The sequence below is a fragment of the Rhizobium bangladeshense genome, assembly GCF_001662075.1.
Lineage (GTDB): Bacteria > Pseudomonadota > Alphaproteobacteria > Rhizobiales > Rhizobiaceae > Rhizobium > Rhizobium bangladeshense_B.
Map to the genome: position 1 here is coordinate 1 of NZ_LYPL01000021.1, position 19,231 is coordinate 19,231.

Below are 19,231 nucleotides of genomic sequence, written 5' to 3' on the forward strand. Positions count from 1 at the left end.
CTGGTGCGCGCCAATCTCATGCACCGCCGCAGGATCGACCGCCTGCTGCAACCCACCGCCACTCCGCCACACCATCTCCACCAGATGAGCCTCCAATGGTGACGAATTTAAACCGGACAGCAGTGGCCTTGAGCCGAGGATCCATGCCTGCTGCTGATGGAGACCGGCGTGGATCCTCGGGTCAAGCCCGAGGATGACGGAGTGTGGGGCAATCTCCGCGGCAAGCACCGTGACGTTTGATGAAATAGCGGCGGAACTGCCAAGGCCCGACGCACCTCTGACATCAAAGAATGTTCACCCGCCGCAGCAGCCACCAGGCGAATGCGATCGAGGCGATGATGATGATGAAGGCGTATTCCGTGCCGTAGTCGCCGACGGCGAAGGGCAGGTTGGCGGTGTTCATGCCGAAAAAGCCGGTCACCAGCGTCGGCGGCAGCAGGAAGGCGGTCATGATCGACAGCAGATAGAGGTGGCGGTTGGTTTCGGAGGATTGTTTCGAATCGATTTCTTCGTGCAGCAGGCGCGCCCGGTCCTGCAGCGCATAGATATCGTGGTCGACCGTTTCCAGCCGGCTCGTCAGCCGCCGCGCCACGTCGTCGAAGCCGAAGGGCATCTCGTCTTCATCGGCCGCCGCCGCCCGGCGCATCAGCGCCAACACCGTGCGCAGATGGCGATGCAGCCGCACCACGGTTCGCCGCACCGGCGCCAGCCGGCGGCGCTCGTCGCGCGGGGCGTTGTCGTAGACGATATCCTCGATCTGGTTCAGCTCTTCGGTGAGTTCGATGACGATGGCGATCAGCGTGCGCTGAAACTCGATCACCAGCAGTTCGAAGAGATCGACCGGCCGCGCAAATTTGCCCGGATTCTTCTCGATCAGCCCGCGCGCCCGCTCGACGCTGCGCAGCGGCTGCAGCCGCGTGGTGATGATGAAGCGGTCGGACATGGCGAAATGCAGCCAGCCGAGATTGTTGGTGTCCTGGGCGAAATCGCGCTGGCAATCGACGAGCGTGCCGTAGAGCATCTGCTCGTCGACAGTCAGCGCCGCATGCGTGTCATGCGTCGTCAGCGCCGATTTGGCGTCCTCGGTCAGCCCGTCGAGCGTCTCGAGCAAGGCCGGCACGCGGGCATCGACCAGGTTGAGATGCAGCCAGTAGAAACAGTTGTCGGCGGTCAGCTCCGCCACCGTCGCGCTGTTGTTCAGCCGTACCGCCGTCTTGTCATCCGGCGAGAAACGATAGGCCCAGACGAAACCGGGGATGTTGACGGGCAATGTATCCATTGTTCGCCGGTCCTTTGCGAAGGCGATGTCATTCTAGAAATTCTCCATGACGTCCATTTGTGCAACTGTGCAAGAGCAAACCGCCATGTCGGGAAACTATCGCACGCAGGCCGGGAAATCGAAATTGACGTTTACGTAAAAATCAATTAGCCCTTGCCTCGGAAGGGCTTTGCGCGAGGTGCAGGCCGGTCCCCATGGAGGAGAAAGCATGTATAAGGCGCCCGTCGAGGAAATCGCGTTCACGTTGAAGCATGTAGCGGATATGGGGGAGGCGCTGTCGAACGGTCTTTTCGGCGATCTCGGCGAAGATCTGGTCGACGCCATCCTCTCCGAGGCGGGACGTTTTGCCACCGAGGAGGTGGCGCCGCTCGCCGACATCGGCGACCGCCAGGGCGCCCGCCTCATCGATGGCGAAGTCAGGTTGCCGGATGGCTGGCGCGATCTCTACCGCAACTGGATCGCCGGCGGCTGGAACGGCCTGACGGCGCCCGAAGCCTTCGGCGGTCAGGCCCTGCCCGACATGCTGAACGTCGCGGCGTTGGAAATGTGGAATTCCGGCTCCATGGCCTTTGCGCTCGCCCCGACGCTGACGATGGGCGCCATCGAGGCGGTCAGCGCCCATGGCAGTGCTGCGCTGAAAGACAAATATCTGGCAAAGATGGTGTCCGGCGAATGGACCGGCACGATGAACCTGACGGAGCCGCATGCCGGCTCCGATCTCGGCGTGCTGAAGGCCCGCGCCGAGCGGCGCGTCGACGGCAGCTATCGCATCTTTGGCCAGAAGATCTTCATCACCTGGGGCGAGCACGACGCGGCCGACAATATCATCCACCTGGTGCTGGCCCGGCTGCCGGATGCGCCGGCCGGCACACGCGGCATCTCGCTCTTTCTCGTGCCGAAATTCCTGGTGAACGACGACGGTTCGCTTGGTGCCCGCAACGATCTCTTCTGCCATTCGCTGGAGCACAAGCTCGGCATCCACGGTTCGCCGACCTGCACGATGATCTATGGCGACGGCCGGTTCGGCGGCGAGAAGGGCGCGATCGGCTGGCTGGTTGGCGAGGAGAACAAGGGCCTCGCCTGCATGTTCACGATGATGAACAATGCGCGTCTCGCCGTCGGCATGCAGGGCGTGGCGATCTCGGAGGCCGCCACCCAGAAGGCGCTCGCCTATGCCAGGGAACGCACGCAGGGCAGGGCGCCGGGTTCGACCGGCGCCGGCATGAGCCCGATCGTCGAACATCCCGACGTTGCCCGTATGCTTCTCACCATGAAGGCGCTGACCCAAGGTTCGCGCGCCATCTCCTATGCCTGCGCCCATGCGCTTGACATGTCGCGCCGGGCAGGCGATAGCCGCCACTGGCAGGAGCGCGCCGCGCTTTTGACGCCGATCGCCAAGTCGTTTTCAACCGATGCCGGCGTTGAGGTCGCCTCGCTCGGCATTCAGGTGCATGGCGGCATGGGCTTCATCGAGGAGACGGGGGCGGCGCGTTATCTGCGTGATGCCCGCATCGCCCCGATCTATGAGGGCACTAACGGCATCCAGGCGATCGACCTCGTCACCCGCAAGCTGCCGCTTTCCGGCGGCGATCAGGTCATGGGATTCGTCGCCGAATTGAAGGCGATCGCCGAGGCTGTCGGCCGCTCCAATCTCGACGGTTTCGGCGAGACTGCCGCCAGACTCGCCGCCGCGATTTCAGATCTCGAAGAGACGACCGCCTGGCTTCTGGCAGCACTTGCCGATGGGAGGGCTGGCGAGGCGCTGGCCGGCGCCACTCCCTATCAGCGCCTGTTCGGCCTCGTGCTCACCGGCTGTTATCTCGCCAAGGGTGCTCTGGCCGAAAGCGGCGACGGCAAAGGCGAGGGCCGCATCGCGCTCTGCCGCTTCGCCGCCGAAAACCTGCTTGCCGAGACCGCGGCCTTGCGCGATCGGGTCGTCAACGGCGCGGCAAGCCTCGCCGCCGCCCGCATCCTGCTTGCCTGACAGGCCCCATGAGTTCTGAGGAGATCCTATGACCGACCACATCATCGTCGAGCAGCCTTCCGCTCATCCCGGCGTTCAGCTCATTCGCTTCAACCGGCCGAAAAAGAAGAACGCTTTCACACGGGCGATGTATCGCACCATGACCGATGCGCTCACCGCCGCCAATGCGGACGCGAATATCAGAGTGACGGTCTTTCTCGGCACCGAAGGCAGCTTCTCGGCCGGCAACGACATCGGCGATTTTCTTGCCACTGCCATGGGCGGCAGCATGGGAGACGAGCTGATCGATTTCCTCTACGCGCTCGCCAGATCCGAAAAGCCGCTGGTGTCAGGGGTCGACGGCCTGGCGATCGGCATCGGCACCACCCTCAACCTGCATTGCGACCTGACGATCGCCTCCGACCGCAGCCAGTTCCGCACGCCTTTCGTTGACCTGGCTTTGGTGCCGGAAGCGGCTTCCAGCCTGATCGCGCCGCGCGTGATGGGCCACCAGCGCGCATTTGCCATGCTGGCCGCCGGCGAGGCCCTCAGCGCCGAGGAAGCCCGCGAGGCCGGCCTCATCTGGAAGGTAACGACGCCGGACGAGGTGGAGAATGCCGCACTTGCCGCGGCTGCGAAACTCGCCGCCAAGCCACCGGAAGCCTTGAAGATCGCCCGCGATCTCATTTGCGGCTCCCGGGAAGAGGTCATCGCCCGCATCGATGTCGAGGCCCGTCATTTCGCCGCGCGGCTGAAAAGCGCCGAGGCCCGGGCGGCCTTCGAAGCTTTCATGCGCCGCTGAACGGCGCCCCGGGAGCAAACGGACATCGATTAGACCATCGGCACATTGAACACTTCACCGGCTCTGAGCGGCCGGAACCGGTCCGAGGCAATATCATGCTCGCGTATCGCCTCTTGCAACGCTCTTACCGGCGCATCGACCGCTTCATTCGTCAGTTGGAACGTGGCGAAGTGATGCCCGGCCACATAGGCCGCATTCGCGAGCTTCATCCCCATAACCGCTTCCTCAGGATTCTGGTGCTGCCCTTTCATGAACCATCGCGGCTCATAGGCGCCGAAGGGTAAAATCGCCAGGCGAAAGCCGCCGTGTTTCCGTTGCGCCGCTTTGTAATTGATGCCGCGGTGAAAGCCCGTATCGCCGACGTGATAGATCTTGCCGGCTGGTGTCGACAAGACGAACGAGGCCCAGAGCGCCATCCGGCGATCGGCGCCGCCGCGGGCGGACCAATGATGGGCAGGCTCCGCATCGATGCTTATTCCGGCGTGAGAGATGCGCTCGCCCCAATCCATCGATATCGTCTGCAGATCGGGTACGGCGCGGCGGATGATCGTGTCGTTGCCGAGCGGCGTCACGACACGCGGCCGATGCTTCGCATGCAAGCGTTTGAGCGTCGCGATATCGAGATGATCATAATGATTGTGCGATACCAGCACGAGATCGATCGGCGGCAAATCATCGAACGCGATGCCCGGTTCGACGACGCGTCTGGGTCCGGCAAAAGTGAAGGGGCTGGCCCGCTCCGACCACACCGGGTCAGTGAGAATATTGAGACCGGCGACCTGCACCAGCATGGTTGCATGCCCAACCATGGTCACCCGCAGGCCTTCGCCGTCTACGCTTGGATCCGGTTTTGCCGCCGCAAATGGGCTTGGGACCGACCGCGGCCACCGTTCACGGCCGCCGCCGAATTGCCACCGCAAGAGTTCGCGGAAACCCAGCGGCTCGATACCTTCGGGATTGAAGAAGTACGTGCCGTCGAAATGATCGGACACCGGGCCCGCATAGTAAGGATTGCGTCTTTTGGTCTTGCGCATTCGGAATCGGTTTCCCTGGTCGAGGATAGGATGACCATAAGCCTGTCGGCTTGAAATCTGAATCCTATCCTCGATTAACGCGTCAGGCTGAGACCGGAAACTCATTGACCTTACGCAGGAGGCTGTCGACCAGCCGCTCCGGCAGGTAGCGGCGAAGCGAGCGGACCTGAGTTTGCGGCTGGTCCCGAACACGCGGTAGCCGGCCCTCACCAGCGACCCCGCCGTTGCAAGGCCGATGCCTGAGGATGCACCGGTGACCAGTGTCGCGATTTTCTGCCTGTGCTGATGATGATCGGGGCTTGGGCGCACCGCCATTGCGATGGCGAACTCGCCCGCTATATCGACGTCGAGGCACGAGCCGGTCGCAAGCGATGCCGTGACCGGCGCAAAGCTCGGAACGCGACCAATGCGCATGAGTTTGCAGCGGGAAAGCGAGCCGGGCGACCGATAAGGCGGTTTTAACGCTGTGGATATCGCGATCGCATTCACCGCGAAGCGTGAGGCAGCCGCCTATTTCTCCAGCGTCGCCACCACCTCGACATGCGAGCTCCAGAGGAACTGGTCGATCGGCGTCACTCTGGTGATGCGGTAGCCGCCCTCGACGAGAATCTGAAGGTCGCGGGCCAGCGTCAGCGGATTGCAGCTGACGGCTGCGATCTTCTTCACGCCTGAGCGGGCAAGCTCCTTGCACTGAAACTCCGCGCCGGCGCGTGGCGGGTCGAAGACGACCATGTCAAAGGGCTTGAACTCCTGCGTCATCAACGGTCGGCGGAAGAGATCGCGTTTTTCGACGCTCACCGGCTTCAGCCCTTGTGTTTTGCGGGCGGCCTGGTCGAGGGCGGCGAGCGCCGTTGCCTCGGCCTCGACCGCATGCACGCGGCCGATCCGCGCTAGCCGCAGCGTAAACGTGCCGGCGCCGGCGAAGAGATCGGCGATCCGCTTGGCCTTGCCGGCATGGGCAAGCACCAGCTCCGCCATCGCCTCTTCTGCCGGCTTGGTTGCCTGGGCAAAGCCGCCGGGCGGCGGCGAAACCTCGACGCCGCCGAAATCGATAAGCGGCTTGGTCGGCTCGACGAGGATTTCGCCGTTCACGGTCACACGGGCGATGCCGCGCAGGCCGAGCACCGTCTCGATCGCCTTGCGCCGCTGCGGGTCGGGGAGTTTCTTGATGTCGTCGGCTGCTATATCGAGGCCGGAAAGCGTCTCGAGCACCGCGACCCGGAAGGGTTCGGCGCTGGTCGCGAGCGAGGCGGCAATCGCCTTGATCGCCGGCAGCCGGGCGACGATCCCTGCCGACGAGATCGGACATTCCTCGATGGCGACGATATGATGGCTTTCGGCCTGGTTGAAGCCGATCAACATATCCTTCTCGGTCTTGCGCGCCGCAAACACCACGCGCCGGCGCTCGCCCGGCCGAGCCGGAACGATCTCGCCGACCTCAGGCGTCAGCCCCTTGGATTTGAGTGCATCGACCACCAGCTGCCGCTTGAAAGCGCGGTAGGGGGCATCCGCCAGATGCTGCAGCGTGCAGCCGCCGCAGGTGCCGTTGACGCCGTCGGGACCGAAATGCCGGCAAGGCGGCTCCTGCCGGTCGGGCGAGGGCGTCGTGATCGACATGATCGTGCCCTGGCTTTTGACGCGGGCGATCGCCACCGTTTCCCCGGGTAGGGAAAAGGGCACATAGATCGGGCCGGCGGCGCTGCCGGCAATGCCGTCGCCCTGGGCGCCGAGCTTCTCGATGGTGACGGTTTCGGTGCTCACGGTTTCAATCCTGCCAGAAGGAATTCCTGATTGCCGTCGCCGCCGGCAATCGGGGAGGGGATGAGGCCGAGGCTGTTCCAGCCCATGTCCTCGGTGAACCAGCGCTCCAATTCCGCAGCGACGGCGGGCGCAGACGAGGGGTCCTTCAGCAGTCCGCCCTTGCCGATCGCCTCGCGTCCGGCTTCGAACTGCGGCTTGACCAGCAGCACGGCGATGGCGCCCGGCGCGGCGAGATCAAGCGCCGGCGCCAGCGCCAGCTTCAGTGAGATGAAGGAGACGTCGGAGACAATGAAGCTGGCGGGTTGGCCGATATCGTCAGCCGTCAGGTTGCGGGCATTGAGGCCTTCCCGGTTTGTCACCCGCGGGTCGCCTGAGATGCGCGGATGCATCTGCCCATGGCCGACATCGATCGCCGTGACATGCGCCGCACCCCGCTCCAGCAGCACCTCGGTGAAGCCGCCCGTGGACGCGCCGATATCGAGACAGTGATGGCCGGCCGGGTCGAGCCGGAAATGGTCGAGGGCGCTAGCAAGCTTCAATGCGGCGCGCGAGACGTAATCCTGCGCCGGATCGTCGATGGCAATATCGGCGTCGGGGCCGAAGAGCGCGCCGGCCTTCGTCACCACCTGGCCGGCGATCCGCACCGTGCCGCGCTGCACGGCGTCGCGCGCCCGCGAGCGGCTGGCAAAGAGGCCGCGGGAGACGAGCAGCTGGTCAAGGCGTTGGCTGTTTTGATCGGACATCGGCTGTGAATGACCGGCAAAGCCGCCGGTTGCAAGCATTTTGTTCCGAAGGCCGTTATTGTCCTGCAAAACTGTCCGGCCGCCCGAAACGCGATAATCCTTCTCGCTGACAGTTCTTGTGGTGCGCGGTTTAAACAAATTTAAAGCCTGCCCGCATAGGTTCGTCTCGATTGCAGCGGTCGCCCGAACCGCTTGGCGCCATGATGGCGCAGGGCGTCTCTCCGCCGATCATGTTCCCGATTCAAATCCCTCAAGGTTGCGCATTCTGGCGCGACCTGTCTCTCGCCGCGTCGATTGTCGCCAGGAGAAATTCACCGATGTCTGCTAAAAACATATCCTTGAACGGGAAGCTTGCGGCCACGTTCGCAGCCCTCATCCTCATCTTCATGTCCGTCTCGGCCTTCGTCTATTCCAAGGCGACAGCGTCGGCGGCCGCTTCCGCCGAGCAGGAAAAATCGGAGCTGCTCGTCAATCAGATCGACGATGCATTGCAGGCAATGCTCGAGCAGGCGGTCAACCTGCGCGGCTTCATTCTCTTCCGCAGCGACAGCACCTATGGCGACGTCTTCGCCAATCGCGAGCGCATGCTGAAGGCGATCGCCGCCGCCAAGCAGACGGCCGCCGGCGAGCCGCAGCTGGTCGAGATGATCGACGGCATGCAGAAGGCCGCCGACCTCTATTTCCATGAGCTTGCCGAGCCGCAGACCAAGGCGCGCAAGGAGACCGATATGCCGATCGAAGAGGTCGTCAAGATCGGCGTCAACGCCACCAAGGGTCAGCTCGACGGTTTCCGCCAGGCCTCCGCCAAGATCAAGGCCACCGCCCGCGAAAAGTCGAATGCGCTCGCCGCCATCCGCGCCGATGCCAATAGCGAACTGACGATGACGCTGATTGCCGGCGGCATCGTCGCCTCGCTTGCCGCCGCCGTACTCGCCTGGTTGATGTCGCGCACCATCGTTCGCCCGGTCGTCGGCATGACCGCGGCCATGGATCGCCTTGCTGGCGGTCAGAACGATATCGAGGTGCCGGCTGTCGAGCGCGGCGACGAAATCGGCCGCATGGCCCAGTCCGTCCTGGTCTTCAAGCAGGCGGCGATCGAGAAGCTGCGCCTTGCCGGCGAGACCGATCGCATGCGCGGTGACGCCGAGCGCCAGCGCCAGGCAAGCGACGAGCAGAAAGCCCGCGAGGAAGGCGAGCTGCGCTATGCCGTCGACGCTTTGGCCGGCGGCCTTGCCGGCCTTGCCGTCGGCGATGTCGCCGCCCGCATCCAGACGCCGTTCGCGCCGCAATATGACAGCCTGCGCAACGACTTCAACAATGCCGTCGAAAAGCTGCAGGCGGCACTCCAGTCGGTCGGCCGCAACGCTTCGGCGATCAATGCCGGCGCCGGCGAGATCCGCTCGGCCGCCGACGATCTTGCCCACCGCACCGAGCAGCAGGCCGCCGCCGTCGAACAGACTGCAGCGGCGCTCGAAGAGGTGACGACGACGGTGCGCGACAGCGCCAAACGCGCCGAGGATGTCGGCAATCTCGTCGAGCGCACCCGCCTCGGCGCCGAAAAGTCCGGCGACGTCGTCCGCAGGGCGGTCTCGGCCATGCAGCAGATCGAAAAATCCTCGGGCGAAATCTCCAACATCATCGGCGTTATCGACGACATCGCCTTCCAGACCAACCTCTTGGCGCTGAACGCCGGCGTCGAGGCGGCGCGTGCCGGTGAGGCCGGCAAGGGTTTTGCGGTGGTGGCGCAGGAAGTGCGCGAGCTCGCCCAGCGCTCGGCCAAGGCGGCCAAGGAGATCAAGGACCTGATCACCACATCAGGCACGCATGTCCAGACCGGCGTGTCGCTGGTCGGCGAAACCGGCAAGGCGCTCGAGGCCATCGTCGCCGAGGTGCAGGAGATCAACCGCAACGTCAATGCGATCGTCACCGCCACGCGCGAACAGTCGATCGGCCTGCAGGAGATCAACACCGCCGTCAACAACATGGATCAGGGCACGCAGCAGAATGCGGCCATGGTCGAAGAACAGACCGCGGCGAGCCATGCGCTCGCCAGCGAGGCAAGCGCCCTGGATGAACTGCTGCGCCAGTTCAAGCTTGGCACCCAGCTTGCCGCTCCGGCCCAGAAGACCGCCGCCGCAACGCCGGCCTCCCGCCCTGTCGCCTCTCCGGCCCGCGCACTTGCCGGCAAGGTCACCGCGGCCTTCGGCGGAAGACAGGCCACGGCCGCAGCTACGGTGCAGGAGGACTGGACGGAATTCTGACAGCGCTCAGGATGGGACGTTAATGAAGAGGGCGGTGCAGGAATGCGCCGCCCTTTTTAGATGGGGCCTGCCATGATTGGAGAAAAACGCAAAGCTACCAGTTATTTGGATGGTGGGTTTGGCTGCGGGATCTCCTCACTCTCCGTCATCCTCGGCCTTGAGCCGAGGATCCATACCCGCTGATGGTGTGCATGCGGTGTGGATGCTCGGCTCAAGGCCGAGCATGATGGAGGATGGGGGTGGCTGCTGGAGCAAGTACAGCGATGTCGGCGGAATAGAGAGTGTTGCGCCTGCTGCCAGTCGTTCTCGCTAATCTTCTTCAGGACGGGAGTCTTGCAGGTGCCCGCAAGGGTGGATGAGCGGATCGCTATACCAAACACAAGGTAATGTTATCTGTGGCTTAGCGGCGAGTTTGGCTGCGGCATCTCCTCACACGCCGTCATCTTCGGCCTTGAGCCGAGGATCCATTCCCGCTGCTGGTGTGCGTGCGGTGTGGATGCTCGGCTCAGGGCCGAGCATGACGGAGGGTGGGTGGCTGCTGGAGCAAAGTACAGCGATGGACGGGCGCAGGAGATGCGCCGTTTTTTATAGGCTGGAACGGCATCGAGGGAGCAAGCGGCTGCCCGTCACCCTAACCCTCTCCTCGCAAACGGGGCGAGGGGACGTGCCCTGCGAGACGTTAGCGGGGAACGAAGAGGTTGCGGCTATTCCCTTCGCCCCGCAAGCGCGGAGAAGGTGCCGGCAGGCGGATGAGGGGGGCCCCACAGCACACCCTCACAATTCACTATCCCGCAACCCCAACCGCAACTCCGCGCCCCAGCGCCCGGAACACGGTCGAAACGATCCCCGCGCGATCGAGCCCCGCATGGGCGTTCATCGCCTCGGGCTTGGCCTGCTCCATCCAGATGTCGGGCATGACGAGCGAGCGGATCTTCAGGCCGTTGTCGAGCAGGCCTTCACTTGAGAGATACTGCATCATCTGGCTGCCAAAGCCGCCGACGGAGCCTTCTTCGACGGTGATCAGCATCTCGTGGTGGCGGGCAAGCTGGCGGATCAGATCGTGGTCGAGCGGCTTGGCGAAGCGCGCATCGGCGACCGTCGTCGACAGGCCGGCGGCCTCAAGATCTTCGGCGGCAAGCAGACAGTCGGCAAGCCGGGTGCCGAAGGAAAGCAGGGCAACCTTGGTGCCTTCCTTGACGATGCGGCCCTTGCCGATCTGCAGGATCTCGCCACGTGCGGGCATGTCGACGCCGACGCCTTCGCCACGCGGATAACGGAACGAGATCGGCCCGGCGTCATAGGCGGCGGCCGTGCGTACCATGTGTTTGAGTTCGGCCTCGTCGGCCGCCGCCATCACCACGAAGCCGGGCAGGGTGGCGAGGAAGGCGGTGTCGAAGGAGCCGGCATGGGTCGGGCCGTCGGCGCCAACGAAGCCGGCGCGATCGATCGGAAAACGGACGGGCAATCCCTGAATCGCCACGTCGTGCACGACCTGGTCGTAGGCGCGCTGCAAGAAGGTTGAATAGAGCGCGGCGAACGGCTTGTAGCCCTCGGCCGCAAGGCCGGCGGCGAAGGTCACGGCATGCTGTTCGGCGATGCCGACATCGAAGCAGCGCGAGGGGAAGGCCTCGGCGAGCTTGTCGAGGCCGGTACCATTCGGCATGGCGGCGGTGATGCCGACGATCTTGTCGTCGAGGGCCGCTTCCTGCACCAGCGCTTCGGCAAAGACGCTGGTATAGCTCGGCGCGTTCGGCTTCACCCGCGCCTGGGCGCCGGTGATGACGTCGAACTTGTTGACGCCGTGATATTTGTCGGCGGCGGCTTCGGCCGGCGGATAGCCCTTGCCCTTCTGGGTGACGACATGGATCAGCACCGGGCCGCGGGCATTGTCGCGCACATTGCGCAGCACCGGCAGCAAGTGGTCGAAGGAATGCCCGTCGATCGGCCCGATATGGTAGAAGCCCATCTCCTCGAACATCGTGCCGCCGGTGACGTAGCCGCGGGCATGCTCGACAGCGCGGGTGATGGCGCGATCGATGTTCTTGCCGAGATAGGCCGTCAGCTTCTTGCCGAAATCGCGGAAGCCCATATAGGTGCGACCCGAGGCGAGGCGGGCGAGATAGGCGCTCATTGCGCCTGTCGGCGGCGCGATCGACATGTCGTTGTCGTTGAGGATAACGATGAGGCGGGCATCGAGCGCGCCGGCATTGTTCAGCGCCTCATAGGCCATGCCGGCCGACATCGCCCCGTCGCCGATGACGGCGATGACGCGCCGGTCGTTCTTGTCGAGATCTGCGGCAATCGCCATGCCGAGGCCGGCCGAAATCGAGGTCGAGGAATGCGCCGCCCCGAAGGGATCATATTCGCTTTCGGCCCGGCGGGTGAAGCCGGAAAGCCCGTTTTCCTGGCGCAAGGTCCGGATGCGGTCGCGCCGGCCGGTCAGAATCTTGTGCGGATAACATTGATGGCCGACATCGAAGATCAGCCGGTCGTCAGGCGTGTCGAAGACGCTGTGGATGGCGATCGTCAGCTCGACCACGCCGAGACCGGCGCCGAGATGACCGCCGGTGCGCGACACCGCATCGATCATTTCGTCGCGGACCTCGCGGGCGAGCTGCGGCAGGTCGCGATCCTCGAGCTTGCGCAGGTCGGCAGGGTAAGTGACCTGGTCGAGCAGAGGGGTCTTCGGCGGATGTGTCACGGGCGGCGCTCTTTCTTACTTTTCCTTGTACCGCTTTATTCGATTAGAACGAGGCAAAACAAGTGATTTCAGGAACCGAAGGTTTTCACCTTAGAGCATGGCGGAAAAATGTGTGAGGGGTTTCGGGAGTTATCACATTCTATTTCCGTAAGTTGCATTCGCCTGATCTTGGCCCGGTTCCGCCCCGATTTTCCGCCTCGCCGTCGAACGCTGAAAGGGGCGGCGAGCCGCTTGAATATGACACGGAATGGTAGCAATGTTGCCGCACCGACTGGGGGATCAGGTCATGGGAACGATTGTTGCAGCGCATGCTTATGTGAACAACGAGGTCGCCTATGTGGCCTGGGATATTGACGCCAAGATCGACGGATGCCTCGGCTTTGAGGTCGTACGCGTCTATCTCGACGAGCAGGGAAACGTGGCGAAAAAGTCCGATGGCAGCGAAGATCGAGTGACCTGCGCCGCCTGGGTCGCCTTCAAGGGGCAGCGCAATCCGCACTGGCTGCCGCAGACGACGTCGCTCTGGCCGGTGCAGAAGCTGTCCTGGCGCGACCTGACGCTACGCAAGCGGCGCAACGAAATGCGGCGGCGGCCGGACGAGGTCCGGGTGCGTTACGAAATCCGCCCGCTCGGCGATCTGAAGCCGGGCATGCAGGCCGCCCCCGATCCGGCGCCTGATCTTGTCGAGATCAACAAGCGCGACGACAACGGCAGGCCGATCAAGAAGGCGGACGGCACCTTCGAGAAAATCGCCGTCAAGGCCTATGAAGGTCCGCCGCGGCCGCTCGGTTATCTCGGGCCGGCTGTCGCCTCCAACCCGGTCCACGTGACGCGCAAGCGCGGCCAGTTCGAATCGACCTTCACCAACGGCATCCTCGCCGCCCAGTGGCTGCGCAACGTCCTGCTGGAAGACGGTGTGAAGCAGCCGAACGAACTGATCGACATGATTTCCAATCCGGCGAACGGCATCCGCAAATATCTGGCCGGCGATGTCATTCCGATGCTCAGGGATTTCATGAAAGCGCCCGGACGCTTCCTGGTCGCGCTCTACGAGCTCGAGGACAAGGAGCTGCTCGACCTGCTGCTGGCCAACAAGGACAAGCTGCGCATCATTCTCGCCAATACCGGAAAGGTCGGAGACGAGTGGGATGTGCGCAATGCTCACGCACGCCAGGCGCTGATCGACGCCGGCGTCGAGATTCACCATCGGATGTTCAACAATTCGAGCCAGATCGGTCACAACAAGTTCGTCGTGCACATCCCCTCGGACGGGACTGAGCGCAGCGTCTTCACCGGCAGCACCAACTGGACGGCGACGGGGCTTGCCGGCCAATCCAACAACGCCTTGATCGTCCGCAACGATGCGGTTGCCGCGGCCTATGTCGCCTACTGGGAGCGGATGCTGGAAGACAATGCGACGCTGGAAGCGCCCGTCGAATTCGATGACGGCATGCCCGACAACCAGCAGAGCAAGGCGTTCCGGCGTTCCAACGAGACGCCGTCCATTGTGCCGACCGACAATGGCGCTTCGGTGGAAACGTGGTTCTCCCCGAACATGCAAAGCCGGAGAAAGGGCAAGGACACGCCGCCCGATCTTCGCGAGGTTTACCGGCTGATGCGCCGCGCCGAGCACGCTGTGCTGTTTCTCGCCTTCTATCCCGGTCAGTCGGGCAGGGATTGCATCGTCGGCGAGGCGATCGATATCGGCCTCAAGGATCAGAAGCTGATCGTCACCGGCGCCGTTTCCAGCCCGCAGGCGATGCCCAATTATGTCGCCGGCAAGAAGAACGATCCCGACGATGAGGACGACGATACCGAGGCCGTTTCACCCCATACGTTCGACGAGGTCAATGTCTCGATCGTCCGGGCCTCGCGCATCGATGACCGCCAGCTGCTGGCCGATTTCGGCGCCGAGGAACTGACGGCCAAGAAGGTCGGCGCCATCATTCACGACAAGGTGCTGGTGATCGATCCCCTGTCGGACGACTGCGCCGTCGTGCTCGGCAGCCACAATCTCGGCTTCAAGGCCTCCTACTCCAATGACGAGAACATGTTGATCGTCAAGGGCGACCGGGCGCTGGCCGAGGCCTATGCCGTCCATATTCTCGATGTCTATGACCACTACCGCTTCCGCGCCGTCGAGGCGGAGCTGAAGCGTCAGGGCAAGAAGGGCTGGTCGGGCTTTCTCAACGTTGATGACAGCTGGCAGGACCGCTACGTCAACCGCACCAAGGGGGCGCTGATGCGCTATTTCGCGGCGGGTTGATTGCCTGCCGCCGTCAGCCTTCCGGCAGCGGCACGAATTCCTCCTCGTCGCCGGGAACGATATCGAAGCGGCCGGCGCGCCATTCCTCCTTGGCCTTTTCGATCCGTTCCTTGGACGATGAGACGAAATTCCACCAGATATAGCGCTTCGAGTTCAGCGCAGCGCCGCCGAAGAGCATCAGGTGACAGCCGTCGCTGCCGGCTTCGAGCGTGATCGGATCGCCAGGCCGGAAAACCAGCAGCTGGTCGGCGGCGAAACGGTCGCCTGCTATGACGACCTCGCCCGAAAGCACGTAGACGGCGCGCTCCTCATGGGCCGCGCCGAAGGGAAAGCGCACGCCTGGCTGCAGGTTGAGATCGACATAGAGCGTATCGGAGAAGGTGCCGACCGGCGATGTCATGCCTTCGAACGAGCCGATGACGACGCGCCCGCGCACCCCTGAAGTTTCGATCAGCGGCATCTCGGTCTTTTGCGTATGGGCGAAGGACGGATCGATCTCCTCCTTATCGTCGGGCAGCGCCAGCCAGGTCTGCAGCCCCGACATCAGCAGCGGATGGCCGCGCAGATTGTCGGGCGTGCGCTCGGAATGCACGATGCCGCGGCCCGCCGTCATCAGGTTGATGTCGCCGGGTCGGATGACCTTTTCGGTGCCGAGACTGTCAAGATGGCGGATCTCGCCGTCGAAGAGATAGGTGACCGTCGACAGGCCGATATGCGGATGCGGCTTCACGTCGAGCGCCTCGTTCGGCTTCAGGATCGCCGGCCCCATGCGGTCGAAGAAGATGAACGGTCCGACCAGCCGCCGCTGCCGCGTCGGCAGGGCGCGCCGCACCTGGAAGCCGCCGATATCGCTGCTGCGCGGAATGATCAGATTCTCAATCGCGTCGCAGGCGAAAGCATCGCCAGGCAGGGGATCTTTGCCGGGAAAGAAGGACATGTCGGATCTCCGATCGCTACCGTATCGATCACAAATAGTACCTGAAGCGCCGCGCGTCCAATCGGGCGCGGAGCCCGTCTCAGATCGCCGTAAAACCGTTGTCGACGAAGAGGTGGGCGCCGTTGACGAAGTTCGACTCGTCGCTGGCGAGATAAAGGGCGGCCCGCGCCACATCCTCCGGCTCGCCGATCCGGCCCTGCTGGGCGGCGATGGCGGCATCCGAGACATCGACGCCGAGCGCCTGCAGGTCGGCCACCTCGCGCAACCCGTGCGGTGTGCGGATGAAGCCGGGGCAGACGGCGTTGCAGCGGATGTTGCGGTCGCGGAATTCCACTGCAATCGCCCGGGCAAACATATGCACGGCGCCCTTGGTCGTGTCGTAAAGCACCTCCATCGGCGTGGCGGCGACCGCCGAGATCGACGAGGTGCAGACGATCGATCCGCCGCCCGCGGCAATCATCTTCGGCAGCACGGCCTTGGTCATCAGGAACATTGAGCGCACATTGACGGCGTGCAGCCAGTCCCATTCCTGAAGCGTCGTTTCCAGGAAGGGTTTGATGACGATGGTGCCGGCATGGTTGAAGAGCACGGTCACCGCGCCGTAGCGTTCCTCGACGCCGGCGACGGCGGCATTGACGGCGGCTTCGTCGGAAACATCGGCCGTCCAGCAATCGGCCTCGCCGCCGGCATCACGGATCGCCTTGACGGTTTCGGCCGCCGCTTCGCCGTTGCGGTCGATGATCGCCACGCGCGCGCCTTCGGCCGCAAACAGCTTCGAGGCAGCACCGCCCATGCCGGTCGCGCCGCCCGAGATGATGGCGACCTTGCCCTTCAACCTGTCCGTCATGTTTGCGTCCCCTCGTTGTTTTGACAGGGGATCATAGAGCGGCCGTCAGCCGATCGCCAAGCGCCTTCGATCCGCTCAGGCCCCGTCCAGCGGCTCGACGCCCTGCGGCTTGCCGGCGCGGTCGAGCCGGATCTTCTCGATGCGGTTTTCGGCGGCCGAAAGCAGCGTCTCGCAATGTTTCTTCAGCGCTTCGCCGCGCTCATAGATCTCGATCGATTCATCCAGCGCTACGTCGCCGCGTTCCAGCCGGGCAACGATGCTTTCGAGTTCGGCGACCGCCTTTTCGAAGGAAAGGCCGGACACTTCCGGCTTGGCGCTGTCAGTCATTCTCAACCCTTCATCATTCGCAAAATATGCATGCCGGCCGATTCGGCGAGGCCCTCGAGATCATAGCCGCCTTCGAGCAGGCTGACGACCCGGTTCTTCGCGTGCCGGTCCGCGAGTTCCAGCACGCGGGCGGTCGCCCAGTCGAAATCCTCGCCCGTCAGGTTGATCTGCGCCAACGGATCGCGGTGATGCGCATCGAAGCCGGCAGAGATGATGATGAGATCCGGCCGGAAATCGTCGAGCGCCGGCAGCACCCGCGATTTGAACGCCTCGCGGAAATGGTCGCTGCCGACATTCGGCGAAAGCGGCGCGTTAACGATGGTATTGTGCTTGCCCTTCTCTCCCTTGGCGCCGCTGCCGGGATAAAGCGGCATCTGATGCGTCGAGCAGAACAGCACGGAAGCATCGTCCCAGAAGATGTCCTGGGTGCCGTTTCCATGGTGCACGTCCCAGTCGACGATGGCGACACGTTCGGCGCCATGCCTTTTCTGCGCGTGGCGGGCTGCGATCGCTGCATTGTTGAAGAAGCAGAAGCCCATTGCCGTCGTCTTCTCCGCATGGTGCCCGGGCGGGCGGGCGGCGACGAAGACATTGTCGGCGGCGCCGGAAAAGACGTCGTCCACCGCCGCCATCGCGCCGCCGATCCCGGTCAGCGCCGCCTGCAGGCTTTTGACGCTGGCATAGGTATCGGCTTCCAGCTGGTTGATCCGATCCTCCTCTTCGGGGATCTCCCGCATGACGGCGGCAAGATGTTCCTCCGGATGTGCGAGCAGCACCGCATCCTCGCTCGCCTGCGGCGCCTGCCGGCGCTGCAGCCGCTCGAAATTCGGATGTTCCAGCGCCACATTGATGGCGCGGATCCGGTCCGATCGCTCCGGATGGCCGGAAGGCGTCACATGTTCCAGAAAGATTGGGTGTTCATAAAGACGGGTGCTCATGGAAACACTCTATCGGCCGCTTGTGTCATGTTCCACAGCAGATGGGGCATCGACCGACGATTTCAACAAGCGCTGCCCGCAGCGCTTGTGCACCCTCATCGGATCGGAAAGCCTTCTTCGCAGCGTTTGCCTCCGGGAATATCGTCACACCGGCGTTGCGGGCTCTCCCCGACTTGCAAATCAGCCCTAACACTTTGAACCCTCGCATCTTTTGTTGTTAAATCTGTTTCGATCCGATGAAATATGAAGTAGTGTCGGTTCTGGGGAATGTTGTAGGGCAGTATTGTTGATGAGTCAGTCGAAACGCCCTGGGGTGGCGGAAATACGCGTGCCGTTTCGCGATGTCGATATGAATGGCCAGATGTTTCTGGCGTCCTATATTTCTTACGCTGAATCCGTCATTGCGAGCTTCTGGTCGGCACGGCCCGACGTAGACGACGAACCGGTCTATAGCGCCAGCAAGATCTCCTGCATGCTTCACCGCCCGCTGCACCATGACGAGCCGGCAATCTTCACCGCAGCCGTCGACAAGATCGGCGTGCGTTCCATCGGCTTCCTCGTTTCGATCGACACCGGCGAGGAGCGCGCCGCCGAGGTCGAGATCATCTGGCAGGCCCGCAACAGCGAAGATCAGCAGCCGGCCTCGCTGCCGGAGGAAACGCGCGACTGGCTCTATCGGTTTTTGGATTGATCCGTCTGGCGTCCGATCATCTCGCCGCCATGCTTGCCACCAGATCGCTGAACCTCTCCCCCTGAATGCCGACATGGGTTCGCAGCAGGCGGCGGGCTTCATCGCCATCTCCTGTAAAGATCGCATCGACGATGGCGCAATGTTCTAAGAAGGATGTCGACAGGCGGTTGCGCACGCGCAGCTGCAGACGGCGATAGGGACGCAGGCGTCGATGCAGCTGTACGCATTGCTCCTGCAGGAAATCGCTGCGGCTCGCGGCGTAGATCGCCTTATGAAATTCCTCATTGTCGTAATAATAGGCATCGCTGTCACCGGCCGCGGCGGATTGTTCGCAGCGGCTGTGGGTGGCGGTGATCGCCTCGCGTGACGCCTTATCCAGCCGACGGGCGGCGAGCGATCCCGCCAAGCCCTCGAGCTCGGCCATCACCTCGAACATCTCGTAAATGCGGTGCGGGCCCGGATCGATCACGATGGCACCGCGGCGCGGGCGAATTTCGATGAGGCCGATGGCATCAAGCTGCATCAGCGCCTCGCGCACCGGCGTCCGCGAGACACCGAAGCGGTTGGCAAGCACGGTTTCATCCAGCCGTTCGCCGGGGGCGAACTCGTAGGAAAGTATCGCGTTTTCAATCTCATCCCGTAGCCACCGGCCGACATTCTCGGACATTTCTCTCGCTTCCT

At 63.5% G+C, this 19,231-nt stretch carries 15 protein-coding genes and 1 pseudogene; 6 read left to right on the top strand and 10 right to left on the bottom strand.

The features are described 5' to 3' along the window. Positions 1 to 283: 283 nt before the first annotated feature. Positions 284 to 1,279: a transporter gene (locus A7X77_RS28405; RefSeq protein WP_064686177.1), complete on the bottom strand. Its 996-nt coding sequence runs from the start codon at positions 1,277 to 1,279 to the stop codon at positions 284 to 286. A 208-nt stretch (positions 1,280 to 1,487) separates the two neighbouring features. Between A7X77_RS28405 and A7X77_RS28410 the strand changes: the two genes are divergently transcribed. Next, complete coding sequence (locus A7X77_RS28410; RefSeq protein WP_064686178.1) at positions 1,488 to 3,263, top strand: acyl-CoA dehydrogenase; 1,776 nt, start codon at positions 1,488 to 1,490, stop codon at positions 3,261 to 3,263. 28 nt (positions 3,264 to 3,291) lie between these two features. Continuing rightward, a complete protein-coding gene (locus tag A7X77_RS28415; protein ID WP_064686179.1) occupies positions 3,292 to 4,044 on the top strand; it encodes a crotonase/enoyl-CoA hydratase family protein in 753 nt (250 codons plus the stop codon). A gap of 29 nt (positions 4,045 to 4,073) precedes the next feature. Here A7X77_RS28415 and A7X77_RS28420 read toward each other — a convergent pair whose 3' ends face one another. Next, complete coding sequence (locus tag A7X77_RS28420; RefSeq protein WP_064686180.1) at positions 4,074 to 5,078, bottom strand: MBL fold metallo-hydrolase; 1,005 nt, start codon at positions 5,076 to 5,078, stop codon at positions 4,074 to 4,076. A 264-nt stretch (positions 5,079 to 5,342) separates the two neighbouring features. Here A7X77_RS28420 and A7X77_RS34125 point away from each other — a divergent pair. Beyond that, positions 5,343 to 5,529, top strand: a pseudogene (locus A7X77_RS34125) (winged helix-turn-helix transcriptional regulator); the annotation flags it as partial. Between the two features lie 59 nt (positions 5,530 to 5,588). On the opposite strand, the gene A7X77_RS28425 reads toward A7X77_RS34125, so the two are convergent. Both A7X77_RS28425 and A7X77_RS28430 read right to left on the bottom strand, forming a co-directional pair. Further along, positions 5,589 to 6,839 carry a class I SAM-dependent RNA methyltransferase gene (locus A7X77_RS28425; RefSeq protein WP_064686181.1) on the bottom strand — a complete coding sequence of 417 codons (1,251 nt, stop codon included), beginning with the start codon at positions 6,837 to 6,839 and terminating at the stop codon, positions 5,589 to 5,591. Next, positions 6,836 to 7,582 carry a TlyA family RNA methyltransferase gene (locus A7X77_RS28430; RefSeq protein ID WP_064686252.1) on the bottom strand — a complete coding sequence of 249 codons (747 nt, stop codon included), beginning with the start codon at positions 7,580 to 7,582 and terminating at the stop codon, positions 6,836 to 6,838. Before A7X77_RS28430 ends, A7X77_RS28425 begins: the two co-directional genes overlap by 4 nt. A 317-nt stretch (positions 7,583 to 7,899) precedes the next feature. On the opposite strand from A7X77_RS28430, the gene A7X77_RS28435 reads away from it, so the two are divergent. Further along, positions 7,900 to 9,843: a methyl-accepting chemotaxis protein gene (locus A7X77_RS28435; protein ID WP_064686182.1), complete on the top strand. Its 1,944-nt coding sequence runs from the start codon at positions 7,900 to 7,902 to the stop codon at positions 9,841 to 9,843. Positions 9,844 to 10,627: 784 nt separating this feature from the next. Here the strand turns inward: A7X77_RS28435 and dxs are convergent. Further along, positions 10,628 to 12,544: a 1-deoxy-D-xylulose-5-phosphate synthase gene (dxs, locus tag A7X77_RS28440; RefSeq protein WP_064686183.1), complete on the bottom strand. Its 1,917-nt coding sequence runs from the start codon at positions 12,542 to 12,544 to the stop codon at positions 10,628 to 10,630. Between the two features lie 286 nt (positions 12,545 to 12,830). Here dxs and A7X77_RS28445 point away from each other — a divergent pair, with 286 nt between their 5' ends. After that, positions 12,831 to 14,810 carry a phospholipase D-like domain-containing protein gene (locus tag A7X77_RS28445; RefSeq protein WP_064686184.1) on the top strand — a complete coding sequence of 660 codons (1,980 nt, stop codon included), beginning with the start codon at positions 12,831 to 12,833 and terminating at the stop codon, positions 14,808 to 14,810. Between the two features lie 13 nt (positions 14,811 to 14,823). Here the strand turns inward: A7X77_RS28445 and A7X77_RS28450 are convergent, their stop codons facing one another. The 4 genes from A7X77_RS28450 to A7X77_RS28465 form a co-directional block, all read right to left on the bottom strand. Continuing rightward, complete coding sequence (locus A7X77_RS28450; RefSeq protein ID WP_064686185.1) at positions 14,824 to 15,747, bottom strand: pirin family protein; 924 nt, start codon at positions 15,745 to 15,747, stop codon at positions 14,824 to 14,826. Positions 15,748 to 15,826: 79 nt separating this feature from the next. Further along, on the bottom strand, positions 15,827 to 16,594 hold the full coding sequence (locus A7X77_RS28455; protein WP_064686186.1) for an SDR family NAD(P)-dependent oxidoreductase: 768 nt from the start codon (positions 16,592 to 16,594) through the stop codon (positions 15,827 to 15,829). A gap of 75 nt (positions 16,595 to 16,669) precedes the next feature. Then, the gene (locus A7X77_RS28460; protein WP_003545921.1) at positions 16,670 to 16,921 is read right to left on the bottom strand and encodes an exodeoxyribonuclease VII small subunit; all 252 of its coding nucleotides are present in this window, start codon (positions 16,919 to 16,921) and stop codon (positions 16,670 to 16,672) included. 2 nt (positions 16,922 to 16,923) lie between these two features. Then, entirely contained in the window at positions 16,924 to 17,859 is a 936-nt protein-coding gene (locus A7X77_RS28465; RefSeq protein ID WP_064686187.1) for a histone deacetylase family protein, read from the bottom strand. Positions 17,860 to 18,148: 289 nt separating this feature from the next. Between A7X77_RS28465 and A7X77_RS28470 the strand changes: the two genes are divergently transcribed. Continuing rightward, positions 18,149 to 18,550: an acyl-CoA thioesterase gene (locus A7X77_RS28470; RefSeq protein ID WP_064686188.1), complete on the top strand. Its 402-nt coding sequence runs from the start codon at positions 18,149 to 18,151 to the stop codon at positions 18,548 to 18,550. A 16-nt stretch (positions 18,551 to 18,566) separates the two neighbouring features. Here A7X77_RS28470 and A7X77_RS28475 read toward each other — a convergent pair whose 3' ends face one another. Continuing rightward, positions 18,567 to 19,217 carry a GntR family transcriptional regulator gene (locus A7X77_RS28475; protein WP_064686189.1) on the bottom strand — a complete coding sequence of 217 codons (651 nt, stop codon included), beginning with the start codon at positions 19,215 to 19,217 and terminating at the stop codon, positions 18,567 to 18,569. Positions 19,218 to 19,231: the final 14 nt, after the last annotated feature.